The 21,756-nt window shown below is 56.0% G+C and carries 14 protein-coding genes and 1 riboswitch; of the genes, 8 read left to right on the forward strand and 6 right to left on the reverse strand.

From position 1 onward, the window contains the following. Positions 1–91: 91 nt before the first annotated feature. Positions 92–2,407: a hypothetical protein gene (locus AB1724_19310; protein MEW6079965.1), complete on the forward strand. Its 2,316-nt coding sequence runs from the start codon at positions 92–94 to the stop codon at positions 2,405–2,407. A gap of 25 nt (positions 2,408–2,432) precedes the next feature. Here AB1724_19310 and AB1724_19315 read toward each other — a convergent pair whose 3' ends face one another. Together AB1724_19315 and AB1724_19320 are read right to left on the reverse strand one after the other, a co-directional pair. After that, complete coding sequence (locus AB1724_19315) at positions 2,433–3,716, reverse strand: DUF401 family protein (GenBank protein ID MEW6079966.1); 1,284 nt, start codon at positions 3,714–3,716, stop codon at positions 2,433–2,435. A 39-nt stretch (positions 3,717–3,755) separates the two neighbouring features. Continuing rightward, on the reverse strand, positions 3,756–5,207 hold the full coding sequence (locus AB1724_19320) for a dynamin family protein (GenBank protein MEW6079967.1): 1,452 nt from the start codon (positions 5,205–5,207) through the stop codon (positions 3,756–3,758). Positions 5,208–5,416: 209 nt separating this feature from the next. On the opposite strand from AB1724_19320, the gene AB1724_19325 reads away from it, so the two are divergent. From AB1724_19325 to AB1724_19345, 5 genes are all read left to right on the forward strand, one after another. Next, entirely contained in the window at positions 5,417–6,514 is a 1,098-nt protein-coding gene (locus AB1724_19325) for an AI-2E family transporter (protein MEW6079968.1), read from the forward strand. A gap of 178 nt (positions 6,515–6,692) precedes the next feature. Further along, the gene (locus tag AB1724_19330; protein ID MEW6079969.1) at positions 6,693–7,334 is read left to right on the forward strand and encodes a paraquat-inducible protein A; all 642 of its coding nucleotides are present in this window, start codon (positions 6,693–6,695) and stop codon (positions 7,332–7,334) included. Then, positions 7,331–7,972, forward strand: a complete 642-nt coding sequence (locus tag AB1724_19335; GenBank protein ID MEW6079970.1) for a paraquat-inducible protein A — start codon at positions 7,331–7,333, stop codon at positions 7,970–7,972. The genes AB1724_19330 and AB1724_19335 overlap by 4 nt, the downstream gene beginning before the upstream one ends. Further along, positions 7,965–9,587 carry an MlaD family protein gene (locus AB1724_19340; protein ID MEW6079971.1) on the forward strand — a complete coding sequence of 541 codons (1,623 nt, stop codon included), beginning with the start codon at positions 7,965–7,967 and terminating at the stop codon, positions 9,585–9,587. Before AB1724_19335 ends, AB1724_19340 begins: the two co-directional genes overlap by 8 nt. After that, complete coding sequence (locus AB1724_19345) at positions 9,584–10,186, forward strand: PqiC family protein (GenBank protein ID MEW6079972.1); 603 nt, start codon at positions 9,584–9,586, stop codon at positions 10,184–10,186. The genes AB1724_19340 and AB1724_19345 overlap by 4 nt, the downstream gene beginning before the upstream one ends. A 148-nt stretch (positions 10,187–10,334) precedes the next feature. On the opposite strand, the gene AB1724_19350 is transcribed toward AB1724_19345, so the two are convergent. From AB1724_19350 to AB1724_19360, 3 genes are read right to left on the reverse strand one after another with little or no spacing between them, the layout of a single operon-like run. After that, positions 10,335–10,952 carry a hemolysin III family protein gene (locus AB1724_19350; protein MEW6079973.1) on the reverse strand — a complete coding sequence of 206 codons (618 nt, stop codon included), beginning with the start codon at positions 10,950–10,952 and terminating at the stop codon, positions 10,335–10,337. A gap of 14 nt (positions 10,953–10,966) precedes the next feature. After that, on the reverse strand, positions 10,967–11,809 hold the full coding sequence (gene ccsB, locus AB1724_19355) for a c-type cytochrome biogenesis protein CcsB (GenBank protein ID MEW6079974.1): 843 nt from the start codon (positions 11,807–11,809) through the stop codon (positions 10,967–10,969). Positions 11,810–11,826: 17 nt separating this feature from the next. Then, on the reverse strand, positions 11,827–13,206 hold the full coding sequence (locus AB1724_19360; GenBank protein ID MEW6079975.1) for a cytochrome c biogenesis protein ResB: 1,380 nt from the start codon (positions 13,204–13,206) through the stop codon (positions 11,827–11,829). A 120-nt stretch (positions 13,207–13,326) separates the two neighbouring features. On the opposite strand from AB1724_19360, the gene rsmI reads away from it, so the two are divergent. Continuing rightward, positions 13,327–14,166 carry a 16S rRNA (cytidine(1402)-2'-O)-methyltransferase gene (gene rsmI / locus AB1724_19365; protein ID MEW6079976.1) on the forward strand — a complete coding sequence of 280 codons (840 nt, stop codon included), beginning with the start codon at positions 13,327–13,329 and terminating at the stop codon, positions 14,164–14,166. 2 nt (positions 14,167–14,168) lie between these two features. Here rsmI and AB1724_19370 read toward each other — a convergent pair whose 3' ends face one another. Further along, positions 14,169–14,723, reverse strand: coding sequence for a YbhB/YbcL family Raf kinase inhibitor-like protein (locus AB1724_19370; GenBank protein ID MEW6079977.1), 555 nt, complete (start codon positions 14,721–14,723; stop codon positions 14,169–14,171). A gap of 126 nt (positions 14,724–14,849) precedes the next feature. Then, a riboswitch (cyclic di-GMP riboswitch) is annotated at positions 14,850–14,929 on the forward strand. Positions 14,930–15,221: 292 nt separating this feature from the next. On the opposite strand from AB1724_19370, the gene AB1724_19375 reads away from it, so the two are divergent. Continuing rightward, positions 15,222–21,756, forward strand: a 6,535-nt coding sequence (locus tag AB1724_19375) for a PASTA domain-containing protein (protein MEW6079978.1), incomplete at its 3' end; no start/stop codon positions are given.

The raw sequence follows: 21,756 nt of genomic DNA on the forward strand, positions 1-21,756 counted from the left end.
CTATATATATAGATATGAGAAATATCGTCGAGAATCATTCCCCGATATTTCCGGGTTTGCTCATCGACAAAAATCAATAGGCAGCGGTTTAATGGCGGCTCTGGGAACATACATTAGGCGGATTCTGGATGAGAACGGCCCGCTTCAATTTTATCAGGTTCAGTTCAGCCTGGATAAGCTCCTGCCCGGCGTTGATAATGTCCGCTATGACGTCAATATCAGTCTTTCTTTTCGCAATATTACCACTCAACTGGTCGATAGTCTGATCACGGCCGAGGTAAAGGCCCTCGGCGGCCGCCTGATTGGGCAGAAGGCGCTGAAGATCGACACGGACTGGAGCGAATTCCAGAAATTTTTTGCGGAAGTCATGTTGAGCGCGGTTAACCGGGCGAAACAGTCGCACGAGCTGCAGATCGTTTCCCTGGCTCAGGCGGCGATTACCCAGATGTGCCGGGAAATAATCCAGACGCAGTTCGGAAACCTGGTCCAGCACTATCGACAGCAAATACGGAAACACGAGGTCAGCCATTCTCATGATCTTAATTACCTGTTCCTGGCCAAGGAAGAATTGGGACTGTTGCAGCAGAACCGGCTTCGGATCAGCAGCCGCGTGGCCAGAGAACTGATGAAAAATATTCTGGAATCCTGGGAGCGGGATATCCATAAAAGTTATATCGCCAATTTCGGCGACAGCTTTTCCGTTCCCAGGGAGTTTTTTTTCAACCCCGTGCTGTTCGTCAACGGCGCCATAAATGATTTTTTCATGCTCAGGGAATATGTTCTGCTGGGCCATCGCACGGGGGACCCGCTTCGCTATGACGCGCTGCTGGCCATGCTAAAGCAGTTTCTGGCGAGGACGCTTCCACGGGAGCAGAATGCCGCGGCGCCGCCGTCGACGGGTCGGCCCGACCAGCCGTCAGATCAGACGCCAACCATCATCGGCGAACAGGAAATCAGCGCTGAAATGGATCGGGAACTGGACGCCATCCTGTGCTGTGTGACCAATATCGACTTGCTGTTCGATTATTCCGGGACCATGGAGCGCTGGGAAAAAAAGAATAGGGGAAAACCCTCTGAAGAGGACGGGGATCGGATAAGGAAAATATCAATGGCCCAGAAACAGCGGCTTATCGATTTTTATGAAAGCTGCCGCCGGGCCGGACTGCTGGATCCGATCATGGCTTTTTACGGCATGCAGCCCATCCTTTCCGGTTACTGCCCCCCCCTGCTTCCTCATGATGTTCTCAATTTTTTCGTCAGCAAGGGGGAGCGGAAAAAAATTCTGGAAAAGCTGAAGCGGTTAAAAAGCCGGTCCGGTTACAATGTGTCGATCAAACCGCTTTTGCGGGCGGCCCGGTGGTACCGGGTCGTCAGGAAGTCAAAACGGCTGGATTACCTGTTGTCGTTTCTGCGGGGCTTTGCCACTTTCCATCGGGATTTTTGTAATTTTTCGCTGATTTCTGAAAACCTGCAGTGGGTCAACCTCCTTAATGACGACAAACGGATCAATCTTTCCCGCGTTAATCGCACCCTGTATGAATTTCTCCGCCCGGAAGAGCAGGCCCCTGAAAGCCGGCCCATCCGAAACCATGTGATTATTAAAGCCGACGTTAGGGGCTCGACGGAGATTACCAGTCAGCTGACTGAAAAGAAACTGAACCCGGCCTCTTATTTCAGCCTGAATTTTTTTGACCCCATCAATGAAATTCTTCCGGACTATAACGCCACCAAGGTGTTTATCGAAGGTGACGCGCTGATCCTTTCCATTGTCGAAAAGGAGAACACGCCCGAAGGATGGTACGCCGTGGCCAGAGCCTGCGGGCTGGCGATTCGCATCCTGCGGATCGTGAAACAATATAATGAAAAGAGCCGGCAGCACCAGCTGCCGGTGCTGGAACAGGGAATCGGCATCTGTTTTCTGGACTCGCCGCCCACTTTTCTTTTTGACGGCGACAACCGGATCATGATCTCCTGGGCCATCAACCGGGCTGACCGTCTCTCCAGCTGCCATAAAGGACTTCGCAAATATCTGGAGAAGAAGACCGACATCTTCAACCTGTTTGTCTTCATGTCGTCTCTGGCGGGAGGCGCCGCTGAAGACGCCAAATATCTCCGGTATAATGTCAACGGCATCGAACTGGACGGCTTCGCCTTCAAAAAATTGTCCCGGGAAATCGACTTGAAACAACTGGTCCTGAGCATACCGGAAGTGAGCAAGGGAAAGATCAGCGTCTATACCGGTATTTTCCCCACCCAGTCCGGTCAGTATCAGCGGATTATCGTCCGGGAGGCGATGATCCCCAAAATCCATCCCGAGACGTTCCGTCTGGAAGGAATGTCTTCGGAAAAATACTATGAAGTCTGCACCAGCCAGTTGATTTACGATCACATCAAAAACCTGGTCTGACGTCCGGCCTCGATCTCCGATTGATTTATCCCAGAATTTTTATCAGGAGCGTGAAGTAACCGAAGGCGCACCCCACCAGGCACAGGCAGGGGAGCCACAGCAATCGGTATACGGAATGGAGGGTCGCCTCGAAAAAATGGTTGGACACCAGCAGACACAGATGGACCGGTGACAGGAGTACGCCCGCAAAGCCGCAGGTGAGCGCCAGCATTACACAGGGCATCATCATCTCTGTCTGCCCCCGGGCGGCGGTCAGGGTGATCAGGATGGGGAAGGAACTGCCGACAAAAGCGACGGTGATACCGGTCAGCAGACCGACCAGAAACGGCAGGATGGCCCAGACCAGTACCAGCGGAATTTGCAGGCTGATCAGTTCGGCGCAGACAGCCGCGACCGCGCCGCTGTCCTCGAGTATTTTCTTGAAAAGCAGGATGGCGGCCATCATATAAACCATCTGATAGACATTCGGATGCGTCATGATCCGCCACACTTCTCCCGGCGGCATGCGGTTGCTTCGCCAGACCAGCCAGTTTCCGGCGCACAGGGATACGATCAGGCCCGCTTCTTTTGCCGCGGCAACGTCCTGGTCCAGGCGGGAAAAGATCCAGCCCAGGAACATACCGGCCGCGACGACCAGCAGAATGGGGCTTATTTCCTTCAGAAACGGGCCGATTTTTTTCCCGTCGGCAGCCCCGGGAGCGGCTGGCGGAAGCCGGTCTTTTTCAACCGGCACCCAGCCGATAAAAACAACGACCAGGGTGAACGGGAGCATCATGGCGACGAACCGGGCCAGATGAATTTCGGCCAGCATGGTCGCCAGAATAACGCCGGGATACATAGGCCACCAGTATTCCCAGATATGGCGGAACCAGTAATTGATGTAGCTCAAATGACCGGGCGGCAGATCGGACCGGCCGCCGATGTCCTTGACCATGGGGGCGGAAAAGATCGATCCGCCGGGCATGGGCAGGAGCCCGATAATCGCCGGGAACACCGCCAGGTTCAGCTTCGGGTTTTTGATCAGACCCCGGAAGGCGAACAGCAAGCGTTTCAACTGACCGGATTGCTCCAGGCTGTTGCTTAACGTCAGAATGAGGGCTACGACCAGGCAGAGCGCCACCGTCCGGGAATCGGTGAAGCAGTCGAAGAAGGCCGCGGCCGTGCCGGTAAAAGACAGCTGGAAGAGGACGGCCAGAAGAACGGCGCCGGCCATGAAGGCGTTGGCCAGGGAGATGTTCCGGCGGATGGCGAAAATGACGACCGCGAAGGTTATCGCTGTTTTTCCCAGAGCGGGGATTTCCGGTATCATGGTCATCACGGATGGGTGGAGACGCCGGACGGAAGTGGCTCAAACATCGTCGCCGCTTTGCTGGTAAGAAGATTGCCGATAGGAGAGCGCGGAACCGGGCGACCGGTCTCTTTTGGCCGCATTGATTTCGTTCAGCGCTTCGCGGATGCCTTTGGTCTCATGGCCGGCGATGTCATTAATGGCGGCGTATTCCTGTTTGACCGTCCAGAGTGAAAACACCCCGCCGGTTTTTTTCAGATAATCCAGAACCGTCACCTTGACAAACTGCCAGGTCTCTTTCCTCTTCTGGTTTTCCAGGGAGGTGAGTTCATCCGCGTTTTTCATCTGCTGCCGGTGAAAACGTGACATATAGTACTTCCGGATGAAGGAGATCCACAGGGTAAAGAAGGCGACGCCGGTTATCCCGCCGGCCAGATAGAGCATATCGGGCGTGGCCGGCAGACCGCTGGTCGTCAAGAGCAGGGCGGCGGCGCCGGCAGCCGGCAGGCTGATCATCAGGCCGGTCATCAGAAAGCGGAAGAAGGCCCCCCGTCGTTTTTGCCGGTAGGAAAGCAGCGCTTCCAGAAGGTGGGCCAGTCGGTTGCTGTGGGTCTCCAGAAAAGTGGCCAGGTTGTCCAGGTGGTACTGGGGCGCCTGCATCAGGGCCGTTTTCAATTCTTCCCGCTGGTTGTTGAGATGATGCAGGTACTCCGAGGCCCCGGTCTGGAGGGTTTTGGCCTGTTCGGCGGCCCGTTGCGAGTAGGTCAGCCGGATGGGGGGAATGTCCTTGCGGCCGGTGATCTGGGACAGGTTCCAGCACAGGGTGCCGTAAACCCGCAGCAAATCCACCAGGGAGGAGCATTCGTCGATCCGGTTGAGGACATACAACACCCGGTTTTCAAACGTATACACCGGCAGCGTGTCGCGGAGACTGATGTGCGCTTCCCGGACCGTTCCGGCCTTGTGCGGATCGAACAGAACCAGCACCAGGTCGGCCATGTGGGCGATATCTCCGACGACCTGCAGATAATCGTATCCCCGGTCGCGCTTGGTGATGCTGTCCAGCATGCCGGGTGTGTCGATGATCGCGAAACTTTTCAGAAACGAGGCATTAATTTTTTTCAGGCAGAAATGCGAGGCGAACTGCTGGCCGTGTTTCTTCAGGGATTCAAAAGGAAATTCCGGATCGGACAGAAGGTAGTTGCCGTCTCGCTGTTCGGTGACGCGGATGTCCTTATCCGCCGGGATGGAGTCATCATAAGTGAGAACGGTAAAGGAATCGTCCGTAGGCGCCTGTCCGGTGGCCTGGATTTCGGCGCCGATGAAGTCGTTGATGAGCGTGGATTTCCCCGATGAGTAATTGCCGATGATCAGGATAAGCGGGCGCCATTTGATATTGCTTTCCAGCGGAGTGTCGCTGTAACCGTAACGGATGGCGGCGGGCGTCAGGTGATTGGCCAGCAGGTCAAGCAGATCCGTCTGGAGCGCATGGATGTCGTCTTCTTTGTTCATTGCGTCAACGTCGCCTTAATCATAATAGTTCGGGGATTGTTCCGTGATCTGTTATCTGGTATCAAAAGGTCGTTATTGTGTCAATAAATATAATGTGATATGCACACTCATCAATACTCCGTCCCGATCTCCGGGAGAAAATCGATGTGCCCGGCACCGTACCCCGGAACAGCCGGACCGTGCCGTTATTATTAAAGAGGAGGGTTTTTATGACGGATGCGCCTAACCCGATCAGGCAGTTCAACATCGGTCACTATTTTCTGGTTTTTCTTATCGTGGTGGCGCTGTTTTTCTGCTGGCAGATCATGAAACCGTATATCGACCCGGTGATCATCGCCCTGATTCTGGCGGCCTTGACCAGTCCGGTCAACACCTGGCTGCTGAAACGATTCCGGGGGAAAGAGAATCTGGCGGCGCTGGCCTCCTGCTTTCTGTTGATTATAGTGATCGTCGTGCCGGCGGTGATTCTTCTGTCTCTGGTCATCCGGCAGGGTATCCATTCCGTCAGCGCTATTCAACACTGGATCGCGGCGGGCAATCTGAACCGGGTCATGGACAGCCCGCTGATTACCCGGGTGATGGCCCTGGCCAACCAGTATCTGCCGGGCAATATTCTGGAAAACATCGATCTGGGATCCGCGGCCATGCAGGTGTCTTCGTCGGCGGGTAAATGGCTGGTCAGCAAGGGCGGTTATTTCATCGGCAATATTTCTCTGGCGGCCGGTAAATTTTTCATCATGGTGTTTGTCTTTTTTTTCGCGGTCAAGGATCGAAAGCGGATTATCGATTATGTCCTTCACCTGATCCCGCTGTCGACCGAACATGAAAAGATACTGGCCAATAAAATCAAGGACGTGGCCCGTTCGGCCTTATTGGGCAGCCTGGTGACCGCCCTGGCCCAGGGGGCCGCCGGCGGAACGGCCTTCGCGATCTGCGGGCTGCCCGGATTTTTCTGGGGAGCGGTCATGGCCTTTGCCTCGCTGATTCCGGTCGTGGGAACAGCCCTGGTCTGGGTACCGGCGGCCGGATTTCTGCTGGTTTCCGGACACTGGGGGTATGCTCTGTTCATGACCCTATGGTGCGTTCTTGTCGTCGGCATGATCGACAATCTCGTCCGCCCCCTGTTCATGAGCGGCGGTGCCGGCATGAGTACCGTGCTGATTTTTTTCTCCATCCTGGGGGGGATCAGCTATTTCGGCCTGACCGGGATCCTTTACGGACCGCTGGTGTTCGGTATCACCATGGTCCTGCTTTATATTTACGATCTTGAGTTCAAAGTGTTCCTGGCCCGCCAGGATGAGTCGTAGGCCGGGCCTTGTTTTTTTCTTATCGACGCTAACATTTAATTAACTTGTCAATATCGCCGGGAAAATGATAATAACAACACGGGAAATACGGGGTAACCGCGGCTAACGCAGTCTGAAAACCGGTTTCCTGCCAGTCACGACGGTATCCTGCAGCAACGTCAATAACGCCGGCGGCGGCATGAAAAGCATAACAGCACACAGGAACAATCATCAGATCAACCAGGGGCAGTTTCTGGCCTGTCATGAATGCGATCTGGTCAATCACGTCGGTCCCGTTCCCGAGGGCCGCTCCGCCGTGTGCCGTCGCTGCGGCAGCGTCCTGTTCAGCCGCAAGCCTGACAGCCTGAACCGCAGCCTGGCCCTGACAGTGACGGGACTGACACTGTTTGTTATCGCCAATGTCTACCCCCTGCTGGCGATAAAGAAAGAAGGCATCTATCAGGCCACCACGCTGCTGGGTGGTGTCCGCGCCCTGTATGAAGGAGGTTATGGCGCGGTCGCTTTACTGGTGCTTTTTACCACCGTTCTGTTTCCTCTTTGTGAACTGCTGGTCAAACTCCATATCCTTTTTCCGTTAACACTGAACCGTCGACCCTGGAAAATGATCCCCCTGATGCATTTCCTGGAAGTCATCAGGCCCTGGGGGATGATGGAGGTATATATGCTGGGCATCCTGGTGTCCGTGGTCAAGCTGGTGAAAATGGTGACGGTGATTCCGGGAACCTCGTTGTACGCTTTTTTCGCGCTGATTTTTGTCGTGGCTGCCGGCGCCGGAACATTTGACAGCCGGGATCTGTGGAAACGGGCGGGGGAGGGATGATGGAACAGCCGAAAACCGCCAAAAACCTGTCCATGGCCGGATGCCATCGATGCGGCCTGCTGGTCCGTCTGCCCCGCACCGCCGCGGAAGGAGTCGCCGGCTGCCCCCGGTGCGGAGCGACGATCCATCAGCGTCGGCCCGGCAGCATCCAGCGGACGTGGGCCCTGGTCATCACGGCCCTGATTCTTTATATCCCGGCCAATGTGCTGCCGATCTCCATCACCGGCGCCATGGGCAGTTCCCACGGGGACACCATTCTCAGCGGGGTGATCTATTTTATTCAGTCCGGATCATGGCACATCGCCCTGGTGATTTTTATCGCCAGCGTGCTGGTCCCGATGATGAAAATTCTGATTCTGGTCTTTTTACTGGTTTCGGTCCAGTGGAAGTGGCAGTGGCGCCCCCTGGACCGGACCCGTCTTTACCGGTTGATCGAGATGATCGGCCGCTGGTCCATGGTGGATATCTTTGTGATCGCCATCATGGCGGCGCTGATCAAACTGGAAGGGCTGGCCGATTTCAAGGCCGGCCCGGCGACCATTTATTTCGCGGCGGTGGTGGTGATCACCATCCTGGCCTCGATGAGTTTTGATCCAAGACTGATCTGGGATAATATGGAGGATGAGTCCCATGAATGAAAATTTCAGTGGTGCCGGCCTTCCGGTCGATGCGCCGGAAGCGGAGATCCGCAAAAAGAGTCCGTTTTCCATTGTCTGGGTTGTTCCCCTTATTGCTATGTTGATCGGCGGCTGGCTGGTCTTTAAAGGGCTGACGGAAAAAGGGCCGACCGTAACGATTGCTTTCAAAAGCGCCGAGGGCCTGGAGGCCGGCAAGACCAAAATCCGCTACAAGGATGTCGAGGTGGGCCTGGTCGAATCCATCGTGCTGGATGAAGACCTGTCCAGAGTGCTGGTCACGGCTGAACTGAACAAGGAGCTGAAACCGTATTTGACCCGGAAGACCCGGTTCTGGGTCGTCCGAGCCCGGGTCAGCGCCAGTGAAATTTCCGGGCTGGGAACGCTTCTGGGCGGGGCTTACATCGCCATCGATCCGGTCAAAGAAGGCGAACCGGACCGGACGTTTAAGGGCCTGGAAGCGCCGCCGGTGGTGACCATGGATCTTCCCGGCCGGCACTATGTGCTGCGGGCGGACAGGCTGGGGTCGCTGAGCGCCGGCTCCCCGATATATTACCGGCAGATCGAAGTCGGGCAGGTGGAAAGTTACGAAATGGATAAGGAGGGCCGGTACGTCGAGATCCGGATTTTCGTTAATGACCCCTATCATCAGTTTATTCGTCAGAATACCCGTTTCTGGAACGCCGGCGGTTTTGACCTGTCCGTGGATGCCAACGGGTTGACGGTTGACTCCCAGTCTCTGGCCACCATCCTGATGGGCGGCATCGCTTTTGACAGCCCGATGGCCCTGGACAGCGATGAACTGGCTGAGAACAATCACATTTTCTCCCTGTTTGACTCCCGCCAGACGGCCATGTCCCAGCAGTATCAGGCGAAACGGTACTGGATGGTGGAGTTTGGCGGATCCGTCCGGGGGCTGACCGTGGGCGCGCCGGTGGAGTTCCGGGGCCTGCAGGTCGGACGGGTTCTGGACATTGTCTGCCGGGTGGGGAAAGAAACCGGTTCGGATATTGTTATCGCCGTGCTGGTCGAGGCGGAACCGGAACGGTTGCTGGGAAAAGAGTTGATAGACAATGAAACCGAATATCGTAAATTTATCGATTCCCTGGTGGCCAAAGGTTTCCGGGCGCAACTGAAAACCGGCAATATCCTGACCGGTAAACTGTTTGTCGACCTTGAATTTCATCCCGATGCCCCCCCCGACGCCATGCGCTGGGACGGGGAATATCCCCGCCTGCCCTCTATACCCAAGTCGCTGGATGAATTGTTGGCCGTGTTGAAACAGTTGCTGGCGGGCATTGAGAAAGTGCCTTTTACGGAAATCGGGCAGGATCTCCGGGCGGTGGTGAAAAACCTGAGTGAGACCATTGAGGTTCTGGAAGAACTGACCCGGCGGGTGAACACGGAGGTCGCGCCGGAAGCCGCCGCCATGCTGCGGCAGACCACGAAAACACTGGTTGAGATCCAGACATCCTTCGGTGAGGACTCCACCTTCAATCAGAACGCGCGACAAACGCTGGAAGAACTGACCAATACGGCCCAGGCCCTGCGGATGCTGGCGGATTATCTGGAAAGACACCCGGAAGCCCTGATTTACGGGAAAGGAGAAACGAAATGAAGATACGATCGGAACTGACGTTTTTGACCGTGCTGTTAATAGCGATCGTCGGCATGATCGGTTGTGTAAGAACCCGGCCGGTTACCTACTACACCCTGTCCCCGCAGCCGGCCGGTCAGCTGTCGCCCGCGGGGAAAGATTTCACGGGTATCCGTATCGGCATCGGTCCCGTCCGGTTTTCCAAACTGATCGACCGGCCCCAGATCGTCAGCCGGACAACGCCCAACAAAGTGGCCCTGGCCGAGTTCCATCGCTGGGGAGGAGATCTGAGCGAGGACTTTCTGCTCGTCATGACGAACAACATCCGTCAGCTTTGCGGCTCGGGCCTTTTTCTACGGCACCCCTGGCCCCAGGAGTTCGCGCCCCGCTATCGCGTTGAATTTGACGTGCATCAGTTTGACGGCGCCCTGGGCGGGACGGTGGCTCTGAACGTGACCTGGATGGTCCGGACGTCCGGCAGCGATGACCTGGTCGTCAACAGTTCCGTCATCGAGGAAAAGACCAGTGGTGACGATTACCAGAGCCTGGTGGAGGCGGAGAACAGGGCGCTGGAAAAACTGAGCCGGCTGGTCGTTGAGGCGTTGCCGTCCGGGCGGTAGGGGCACGGCGCGCCGTGCCCCTGCAACATGGGATATACGTAGGGGCGACCGGCGGGTCGTCTATCGGCATGCCCTGGAAGGTTAAGTCCTTCCACTACGGCTTCCTCGTCCGCTGAGGCGTCTCCGGTTTTTCAGATTCCGAGAGGGCTCAAAGCACATAAACCAGAACCGTGAAATAGTGGCAGAGGCTGCCGGCCAGCACGAACAGGTGCCAGACGCCATGTGAATGACGCATTCTGTCTTCAAGCGCGAAAAAAATCACCCCCAGGGTATAAAACAGGCCGCCTGCCAGGAGCAGGACAAACCCCGGCCGGGGCAAGGCCAGCAGGAGCGGTTTGAAAGCCGCCAATGCCAGCCAGCCCATGACGAGGTAAATGATCACGGGCAGGATGCGCGCTCCCTTTTGAGGAAATAAATCCAGAACGATGCCCAGAACGGCAAGCCCCCAGACGACGCCGAAGAGCGACCAGCCCCAGACGCCGCGAAGGGTGATCAGGGTAAGCGGGGTATAGGTGCCCGCGATCAGCAGATAGATTGAAAGATGGTCAAGCTTGCGGAAAACGGTTTTCGCCTTTCCCCTCAGGCTGTGATACAGGGCTGAAAAAGTATACAGAATCAGCAGGGTGGCTCCGTATACGCTGAAGCTGACAATTTTCCACGGGTCGCCCAGGCGCGACGCCGCCACCACCAGCAGGACCACCCCGGCAAGCGCTACGGCCGCTCCGATCAGATGACTGATGCTGTTAAACCGCTCCCCTTTATACACGGTTGCTCCGTCTCCTACTGGTAGCTGTGCAGCCCGGGAAGCAGGTTGACGCCGAAATAGGTGAAGATGACGGCCGCGAAACCGGCAACGGATATCCAGGCGATGGTTTTGCCCTGCCAGCCCCGGATCAGCCGGGCGTGAAGGAGGGTGGCGTAAATGAACCAGGTGATCAGGGACCAGGTCTCCTTGGGGTCCCAGCCCCAGTAGCGGCCCCAGGCGGTGTTGGCCCAGACCGCGCCGGTGATGATGCCGATGGAGAGGAAGAAGAAGCCGAAGATGACGGTCTGGTAAATCAGGTCATCCAACACGTCGGCGGGCGGGATCAGGGAACCGGCCGCCGGTTCATCGCCCCGGGGTTCCCGGTTTTTTGCCAGAACGATATAGAGCAGGCTGATCCCGAAGGCCACGGCAAAGGCGGCGTATCCGAGAAAACAGCTGATAACATGGGCGGTCAGCCAGTTGCTCTGCAGGGCGGGAATCAGCGGTTTGATCTGCTGGTCCATGTCCGGCGAGAGGGAAGCGTAGGCCAGGGCGATGAATGCCGGCAGGACAGCGACGGCGCCGAAGGCCCGGGTGCGGAATTTCCTTTCCATGATCAAATAGACCAGGCCGATGGCAAAGGCGAAGAACACCAGCGACTCGTAAAGATTGGACAGGGGCGCGTGGCCGATCCCCAGGCGGTGGGATTCGACCCAGCGCATGATGATGCCAGCCAGATTGACCAGTGCCGCTGCCCCGGTAACCGCTGTTCCGGCCTTGCCGGCCGGGGGAAATTTGAAGGCAAAGCCCGCCACGTAACAGGCTACCGCCAGAGCGTAGGCAAAAGTCGCTATCGATAATAACAGTCCGCTATCCATCCTGATTGCTCCAATATCTAAACGGTGGCCTTTAATCGTGCCAGTTTTTTGGTCATCGCCTGGGCCTTTTGCCGGGCCGCCGGCTGGTTTTTGTTGGCTTTGAAAAAGACCGTCACCTCGGTTTTATCCCCCGTGGCGGTCAGCCGGACGCACCATTTCCGGTGAGACAGAAAGAAGGTGACGTAAATGCCGGCGATAATCAGCAGGAACCCGGCATAAACTAACGGGACGCCCGGGTCCTTGTTCACCTGCAGGCCGGTAAAATAAACCCGCTCAAGCCCGGTCACCGCGATAATGACGTCGCCTTGCCGCATCTTGTCAAAGGCGGCAAAACGCAGGGGCAGGGCCACCATTTCCCGGTGCTCGCCCTGTTCCAGGGTGCCGATCAGGGTTTCGCCGATGTTGTGCCCGCCCTGGAAAAGGTAGTTGCTTAAAAAGCGTTCGGCGGTGAATACGCCCAGTCCCTCGGGAATGGTTACGGGCTCCCCGATATTGATCGTGCGCTGATATTCCATGCCGGATTTGCGGCTGGTAAACGTCACGGCGATATCCCTGGCGGAGGCGGTGCCGTAGCTGGACTGAAAAATGTTGACTCCCCGGAACCGGAGCGGCTGGTTGACCCGGATGTACTTTTTTATGATTTCCCGTTCATTTTCCAGGATGGCCAGGTCGGACCGGTACTCTTTCGGTTCACCGGTTTCATAGAAAGAGACGTCAAAGGCGTCGCAGCGCAGGGTGAAACCCAGGTCATGCTTTTTATCGGAACCGCTCAGGAAGATATGATTTGTGGATTCGCCTTCGGGCAGGTTGATATAGCCGTCAAAACCGAACAGCGAGCCGATCAGCGCCCCGGCCAGCAGCAGCAGAACGCTCAAATGCACGACGTAGACCCCCAGCCGGGAAAACCGGCCGTTTTCGGCGAACAGGAAGACGCCTTCGTCGGTCTCCTGCTCGTCGATCCGGGAAAATTTCCGGTTGAAAAAGTCCCGGCAAGGGCCGCGCAGCGCGGAAACCGGGGCGTCGATGATGACCGCTTCGGCGGCGCTTGACCGGCCGAAAGCCGATGGGGACCAGGTTGGTTTTTTTTCGAAGACGATTTTCAGGACGCCCTTGATGCGGTCCAGGGAACAGGCGATAATGTTGGCGGCCAGCAGCAGGATCAGGGTCTGGAACCAGAGGGAGTGGTACATGTCCGGAAGGTCGAGTCGGGCCATGACCGGATACAGCCGCTCGCCGAAATATTCCCGGTAGTAATCCGGCGGCTGGTTTTGAGGAATCAGGGTGCCGATGACGGCGGCAGCGGCGATGGTCAGGAGGACCGCCACGGTCAGCCGCACGGATGTCAGCTGTTTCCACAAAAGGCCCGACAGGGTTTTACGCGATCGTTTTCTGCTCATTATTTGCCTGCTCCAGGTCAAAACGGACACAAGGGTCAACACAGTTCGTTTGTAAATATCAAACCGCTCTGATAAATATCAATAGAAAAGAAACATAAACAATAGGGAGCATGTCGTCAGATGGCCCTGTCCGGCCTTTATATCGTTGCCTGCCCCATCGGCAATTATGAGGATATCACCCTGCGGGCGCTGAAGATCCTGCGGGAGGCGGATGTCATCGCCTCGGAGGACACCCGGGAGACGGGCCGGTTGCTGCTCTTTCACGGCATCGAGGCCGGCGGTCGCCTGGTCTCCTGCCATGAACACAACGAGCGCCGGCGGCTGGAGGAATTGACCGGCCGGCTGTCGCGGGGCGAGTCGGTGGCGCTGGTGTCGGACGCCGGCACGCCCACGGTTTCCGATCCCGGGTACAACCTGGTCAGGCATGCCGTTGAAAAGGGGATTGCCGTGGTGCCGGTGCCGGGCGTTTCCGCCGTGACCTGCGCCCTGGCGGCGGGCGGCTTGCCCACGGACGCGTTTTTCTTTGAGGGGTTTCTGCCGAAGAAAAAAGGCAAGCGGGAAAGTCGCCTGACGGTGCTGGCGGAGCTGGCCGCCACCCTGATCTTTTTCGAATCTCCCCAGCGGATAGTCGACACCCTGCGGGAGCTGATCGCCGTACTGGGCGACCGGGACGCCGTTCTCTGCCGGGAGATGACCAAGCCCTACGAGGAATTCCTGCGCGGCCGTTTGTCCGCGATCCTGCAAAACCTGGAGCGGCGAGACGCCGTCAAGGGGGAGATGACCCTGCTGGTGGCGGGCAATGCCGGAGGAAAAGAGGAGTTGGACAGCGAGCGGCTCCGGCGGGAACTGGAACACGCTTCCTGCGGCGCGTCGGAACTGGCCGCTGCTCTGTCCGCGAAATACGGTATCCCCCGCCGGCAAATCTATGAACGGATCCTGCGGCTCAAGGAAGAAGAATAGAATTACCGCCCGTAATAAGACATCAGAGCGGCTCTGGACAGGGCATGTTTTTCCAGGGCTGATTCCACTTTCCTGGGCGAAGCGTTCTCATTCAGATCCAGTTTTTCGACAGCCAGGGCATAAACGGTGAAGATATACCGGTGCGGTATTTCGCCTATGGGAGGGCAGGCGCCGCCGAAACCCGGCTTCCCGAAGTCGGTCACGCTCTGGACGCATCCTTCCGGAACCAGGTTTTTCTCCATATTGCCCGCGTCCGCCGACAGCTCTTGAATGCCGGCCGGAATATTGAATATAAGCCAGTGCCACCAGCCCCGGCCCTTTCGGGCGTCGGGATCAAAAACGGTAATGGCGAAACTTTTCGTCTCCGTCGGCGCGCCGGCCCAGGACAGCGACGGGGAAATGTTTTTGCCGGTGCAGCCAAACCCGGAATAGACCTGGTCTTCGGTAAGCTGCTTCTTCATTTCTTTACTGCTCAGAACAAAATCCTGGGCAGAACCGTTGCCGGCAAGAAGGATCAAGATGCCGGCCGCCGCTGTCAGCAGTATGATGTTTTTCATCTTTTCTCCCTGCGGTTGAATCATTGCAATTTTTTTTAATATATCATCTCTCGTTTTTTTCTGGCAATTCATATTTTGTATTGACATTCAATAATACCCGGTGCATTTGTAAGCATTAAATCATGCTCATGCTAAAACCAAACCTCGGGTGACCGGGGGACGGAAAGCAACGGGTCTTTTGAAAGAAAGACAGCCGGGCCGCCATGAGGGGGCATAAATATTAAGCCGGATTGTCTTTTCCCGATAAGATGATCCGGCTTTTTTTGTTCGGGGAAGGGGCAGGCAGAATTTGAGAAGCATTATTATCATTCCTTTTTCGCGGTAGTTTTCTCAGCCAAATGCCTGTGTACCGGTTCTAAACCGGTCTGCAAATCTCGATAAAAAGACGTTTTAAGTAACTTTACGTTTTCAGGGAGGAAGATTTTTGCTTCCCATGACGGGGATAAATTAGCCGGTGTATGCCCTGGCATACGATGGCGATTTATTCGGGGGGACACCTTGAGAAAAATCTTCGTTTGCCTGCTGCTGTTCGCTGCCTGCCTTTGTTCCCAAAACCTGTTTGCAACGGAAGTTACCGCTTTCGGCCCGCAGGTTTGTAAACGCACGACCGGCTCCCCCAATATTTATAATGATACGTTTTCAGCCCCTGAAATCCAAGGGCGGCTAATCATTCGTAACGGCACCGATGATGGCCAGCACCGGGTAACCAGCGCTGTTATTACCGTTAACGGCGTCGAAGTGTTCGCCCCGGAAAATTTCAAGCAAGATATCTATTTGTTAGAGTGCCCGGTTGAACTTGCCGCCACCAACACCATCAAGGTTGAGCTTTCCAGCAAACCGGACACCTTCCTTGAAATCGAAGTGGTTCATGAAGTTGTTTACACTACCGCTTTTGGTCCGCAGATTTACAAACGCACGACCGGCGCTACCAATGTTTATAATGATACTTTTTCAGCCCCTAATATAGTTGGACGGCTGGTTATCCACAACGGCACGGAGGCCGACCAGAACCGGGTAACCAGCGGCGTTATTACTTTTAACGGCGTGAAAATATGCACCACAGATGATTTTAAACAGGGAAAGTATCTGATGGAGTACCCGGTAGATCTGGAGGCTTCTAATGATCTCCGGGTAGAGCTTTCCAGCAAGCCGGGCACTTTTCTTGAAATTGAAGTGCTTCATGAAGCCATTTTCCCCAGCGCCGCTTTACAGGCCGAACCGGTTGTTATCCTTCAGGGACAAGCCTCAACCCTGACCTGGACTTCGAACAATGCCGTAAGTTGCTATCTGGCCTGTTCACCGGGAACGGATATCGGGGACGTGGTTTTAAACGGCACTCTGCAAGTTACTCCCGAAACCACCACGACCTATACCCTGACAGCCACCGGTATAGGAGGCATCGAGACAGCCTCCGTCACGGTTGAGGTTATTCCCCTGCCGACTTCAACGGTAACCGCTTCGCCCTCGTCCATCATCGCCGGAGAATCGTTTACCCTCACCTGGACCACAACCAACACAGACTCCGTCATTGGTCGACAGGTCTTGGCCGACGGTTCCACCTCTGAAATGGACCTTCCTTTATCCGGTACCAATATTCTTAAACCAAAGCAAACGACTACATACACGATCATCTCCACTGGTCCGGGCGGAACAACTTCAGCCAGCGCCACGGTAACGGTTACTAACCCGCAACCGGCTGTCAACCTTATTGCTGAACCAAATATTATTTTCCAGGGTGGCGCGGCCGTCCTTTCCTGGACCTCGACCTATGCCAACGCCTGTGAAATCACGCCTGATATAGGGGTTGTCGCCCCCAACGGTTCCATAGAGGTAACGCCTTTTCAAACCACCGCCTATACGATTACCGCGACCGGAACCGGGGGAACAGCTTCGGCAAACGTGACCGTGACTGTTGATACCCTGCTGCCTTATGTCTCTTTTTCCGTGGAACCTGAAACCATTCTTCCCGGCCACTCAGCCACTCTCAAGTGGGAATCTTATCTGGCCGACTCCTGCCTGATATCTCCGGATATCGGGCCGGTGGATATGGCCGGGAACATAACCGTAAGCCCGGCCCAGACAACGACCTACACGATAACAGTCACGGGACCCGGGGGAACGGTAACGGCAACCGCTACCATAAACGTGGCGGATACGGATTTAACTCCTGTTGCGATGGACCTGTCCGGCTGTGCGGTCGACGGGCAAACGCTTTCCATCACCGGCGTCATAGCGGTGGATATCCAAAACAGGGGCAACAAAGCCGTTGAAGGCGCTTATGCCGTTACTTTATTTGAAGACATCAACAGTAATGGGCTTCTTGATCCGGCCAGTGACAATGTGATCGGTACGGAGACGATTGAGAATGAACCTTCGGGGAACGGCTCCCTTATCGTATCCGTTCCGGTTAACGGAAAAATGTTGTTTAAAGGGAATCGGATATTTGTATTTGTGGACAGCGGGAATGCCGTTCTGGAAACAATTGAAAACAATAATATCATCAATACCATGACCAACTGTGATATTCCCTTGCCGGTTGGCAGCATTAACCCAGTGCTTAAATGGTCATGGGATGGAAGCGGCGCGGTTGCCTCATCTTATAACCAAGTTACCAGCACACCAGTTATTATTAACCTGAACGATGACAATGGCGACGGGATCGTCGGCGCGAAGGATATCCCGGATATCCTTTTTCTGTCGCATCCAGCCGGATCGCCCGGAACAAATATTTTGAGGGCGGTCAGCGGCGACGGCTCCGGAAGTCTGTTTGATATTACCAATTACAGCTTTTGTTTAGGCGAGATTGCTTGTGGGGATATTGACGGCGACGGCCTGCCGGAAATACTGGTCTGTGATAATGCCAACCATGTTCTGGCGTTTGAAAACAACGGCGAACTGAAATGGACCAGCGAACCGATTGCGTTTAATTGGAATTATAACGCTACACTTAATGTAAAAGCATTTATTGACGGGAGAAGCCGCCTTTTTATTCAAGGAAGGACTGTCTGGTGGCGCAACTATAACTTCTGCGAGCCGGGTCGTCATGGTGGTAATAATTATCCGACCATATTGAACTCCGTGGAATGGTATCCTCAATGGCCTCCTTCAAGCGGGTATTGTATTAATTGTACGTCTTCATCATATGTGGACCTTAACCCGCCTTTAGCGCAAATAGACTCGCCCGTTTCCCTGGACCGGATAAGTGTCCGGCATGGGGGGCTGGCTTCGATCTATGAACAACCCACAAATGCAAATGGCTATAGGGCAGTCATCGAGTTTAATGATATTACCCCGGCGGGCTCGACCTGGTATGAAGTGGCGATGCACTACAAAGCGGACTTGCAGCCAAAGCCCGGCATAACATTAGCCGATATTGACGAAGACGGATCACCTGAAATTATCGTCGGCCGAAGTGTCGTTAATTGCGATGGAACCTTGAAATGGAGCGGACAAGGAGGGAAAAACTATGGTTACATCGCTTCGGTGGCGAATATCGATCTTGATAGCCAACCGGAAGTCGTCGTCGGCAACACCGCATATAGATCCAATGGGAATCTGTACTGGGAAAACCCCGGGATAGAAGACGGATATACCGCCGTTGCCAATTTCGATGAAGACGCGTTCCCCGAGATAGTGGCTGTAGCCAGAGGCTTTGTATATTTGCTGCGACATACGGGCGAAGTCATATGGAGTACCGCCATCCCTGGAAGCGGACACGGCGGCGCGCCGGTTATTGCCGACTTTGACAATGACGGAAAACCGGAAATCGGAGTCGCCGGCGCGGCAAATTTTATTCTGCTGGCGCCTGACGGTTCCATCAAATGGACGCAGCCCATAAACGCCAAGAACTACAGAACCAGCGCCTCAGCGTTTGATCTTGATGGTGACGGGAATGTGGAGATCGTCCATCAGGACAATAATTACATGAAGATTTTCAGGGGGGCCGACGGCGCCGTTCTTTTTCAAACCGCAGTTCCTTCTACGACGGAACAGACGTTGCCGGTCATCGCCGATGTCGATAACGACCATCACGCCGAAATCGTTGTGACATGCGATAACGCCGCTCCTGCCTCGGGAAACGGGATCCTGGTCTTCGGCAGCGCCGATAATTCCTGGCGCGCTACTCGCAAAATCTGGAATCAGCACGGTTACCACGTCACCAACATAGAGGAAAACGGCGCCATTCCCCGTATCGAGGCCAACAGTTGGGAAGAAACCAACAGTTACCGTCAGAACAAAACAGTCGCGGTATCCGGCTGTACGGATATTTCCGCCTGTTATATGCGCCTGGACACCGCCGGATTGCCGGACGCGGTTGATCTGACGGCCCGCATCAACAATGGTGGTTCTCTGAATATCCCATCTGGCATCGATGTTTCCTTTTATAACGGCGATCCCGCCGACGGAGGCGTTTACCTGGGGAAGACGCGGACAAAAACCTATCTTCAGCCGGGACAATATGAAGACATCACGTTCCACTGGTCCAATCCGGTCCAGGGACTGGCAACGATTTATGTCCGCGCGGATGATGACGGCTCCGGGACGGGCAAATTGTATGAATCCGACGAAGCCAACAATCAGGCCTCTACTTCCTTCAATGTCGGCAATCAGGCGCCTGTCGCCGACGCCGGAACGGACCAGCTTATAATTGAAGGTGAAACGGTTAACCTGGACGGCAGCCCCTCCAGCGACCCTGAAAGAAAATCGCTGACCTATTCATGGGAGATAACCGTCCGACCTGAGGGCAGTCTCGCGACCCTGATCGATGCCGGAACGCCGGCCCCCTCGTTTGTTCCCGACATGGCTGGAACCTACATGATCCAGTTGATCGTAAATGACGGGCAGCTCGACAGCGGGGTTGATGTCGTTCAGGTCACGGTCAGTCCGCCGATTATGGTCCCCGACATCATTGGCTTAACTCGCAAAGACGCCATCACGGAGATTACCGCCATCGGCCTTTTCCCCGGCCAGGAAACCGAAGCATTCAGCGATACAGTGGCGGCCGGAAGCATAATCAGCCAGGCCCCGGCGCCCGGTACGGTGGTGGCCGCCGCTTCAAAAGTGGACATGTGCCTTTCTCTGGGCATTAAAACAGTCACCGTTCCGGATGTGCGCGGCCTGACCTATGATGCTGCCACCGCCGCGTTAAATGCCGTGACCCTGACGCCCGGAACAATTAAGGAAGTATATGTCAGCGACCAGCCGGCGGGAACCGTCCTTGAACAGACTCCGGCGGCCGGAACAATCGTCAATCACGATTCGTCCGTCGATTTAACGGTCTCCCTCGGTCCCTGGACCGGGATCGATAACGAGCCGCCTGCTGTCCGCGTCACCGCGACGCCGAATAAAGTTATCATCGGCAACCCGGTAGTCATTAAGGTCACGGCCACGGACAACGCCGGTGTTGCCGACCAGGAACTGACGATCAATGGCGTCCCGACCCCTCTGGTAAACGGCCAGGCCACCTACCTGCCGCAACAAGCGGGCTTTTTTATAGCTACCGCAACGGCCCTTGATATTTCCGGCCTGACCGGCACGGCCTCGGTAACGATCGCGGCCGCAAACCCATACGATGTTTACACCCCCGTGGCCGTTCTTGATGAAACCGACTGCCCGGACGTGACCGACCGGTATTCGATTACCGGCCGGATATCCGACCCGGATGGCGTCATGTACACCCTGGCCTGCCGCCTTCAGGGAACCGAAAAATGGGAAATCCTCGCCCAGCAAACCGGTAAAACCTTTTCCGGCGAACTGGGTGTGTTCGATCCCACCACCAAACCCAACGGCGTTTATGAAATCATTCTCAACGCCAAAGACCCGGCCGGCAACGTCGCCGTTGCTTCCGGCTGCCTGGTGGCGGACGGCAACCTCAAACTCGGGGCCGTGACCCTGCCCAACACCGACCTGTCCATTCCCGCGCCGGGCCTGCCCGTCGCCCTGGAGCGGACCTACGACTCCCGCGTTACCGGCGGCGACTTCGGCCCGGGCTGGAGCCTGCCCGCATCGACCATCAGGCCCATGACCACCCGGGAACTTTATAAGGGCTGGGCCGAGGAGGCCGCCGGCTCGTTCCTGACCACCTACTACCTTATAGAAAAGTACCGCCATGTGGTGGTCATCCGGTTCTCGGACGAGGAGGTGTTGAAGTTCAGGCTGGACGTCACCCCCAAATCCAGCCTGATGAACCCCTACAGCGGCATCAACCTGCAAGCCGCCTATGTTCCCCTGGAGGGCACGCAAGGCGTCCTGGAGGCGTTGAACGTCTCCAGCATCCATTTGATGATGATCAACAACCAGCTCCTGCAGTTCGGAACCGACCCTTACGACCCCGTCCGGTTCAAGCTGACCCGGCCCGACGGCACGGTCTACATCGTCAACAAAACAACCGGCCTGGAGAGCATGACCGATGTCTACGGCCATATCGTCACCTACGGCGCCAGCGGCATCACCGGCTCTTCCGGGGTCAGCCTGTCCTTTGAACGGGACGCAAGCAACCGCATAGAAACCGTGACCGACTCGTTCGGCCGGACCGTCACCTACACCTACGGCCCGGACGGCATGCTGGAGAAGGTCGTCCGGACCGGGTCCGAACCCCTGGCCGCGCGGTCCCTGGCAACCTACGGCTATGACCAGGGCATCCTGGGCCGGCCGGTGTTAAAGGAGATCCTGGCCCCGGACGGAACCAAACTGGGCTCGTTTGAATACGACGCCAAGGCACGGGTAACCGCTTTAATCGACGCTGACGGCAACCGGATCATCTACGGGTTCGACCTGCCCAACCATACCCAGCAGATCACCGACCGCCTGGGCCACACCACCCTTTATGAGTATGACGGCAAAGGCAACGTCACCCAAAAGACCGACCCTTCGGGCAATGTCACCGCCTGGACCTATGACGGCCAGGGCAACAAGCTGTCCGAGACCGACCCCCTGGGACTGACCAAGTCTTACACCTATGACGCCAACGACAACCTGCTGACCGAGACCGACCCCCTGGGTCATGTCACATCCTACACTTACAACGCCCGCA

The sequence above is a fragment of the Thermodesulfobacteriota bacterium genome (genome assembly GCA_040753795.1).
In the GTDB taxonomy this organism is placed as follows: domain Bacteria; phylum Desulfobacterota; class Desulfobacteria; order Desulfobacterales; family Desulfosudaceae; genus JBFMDX01.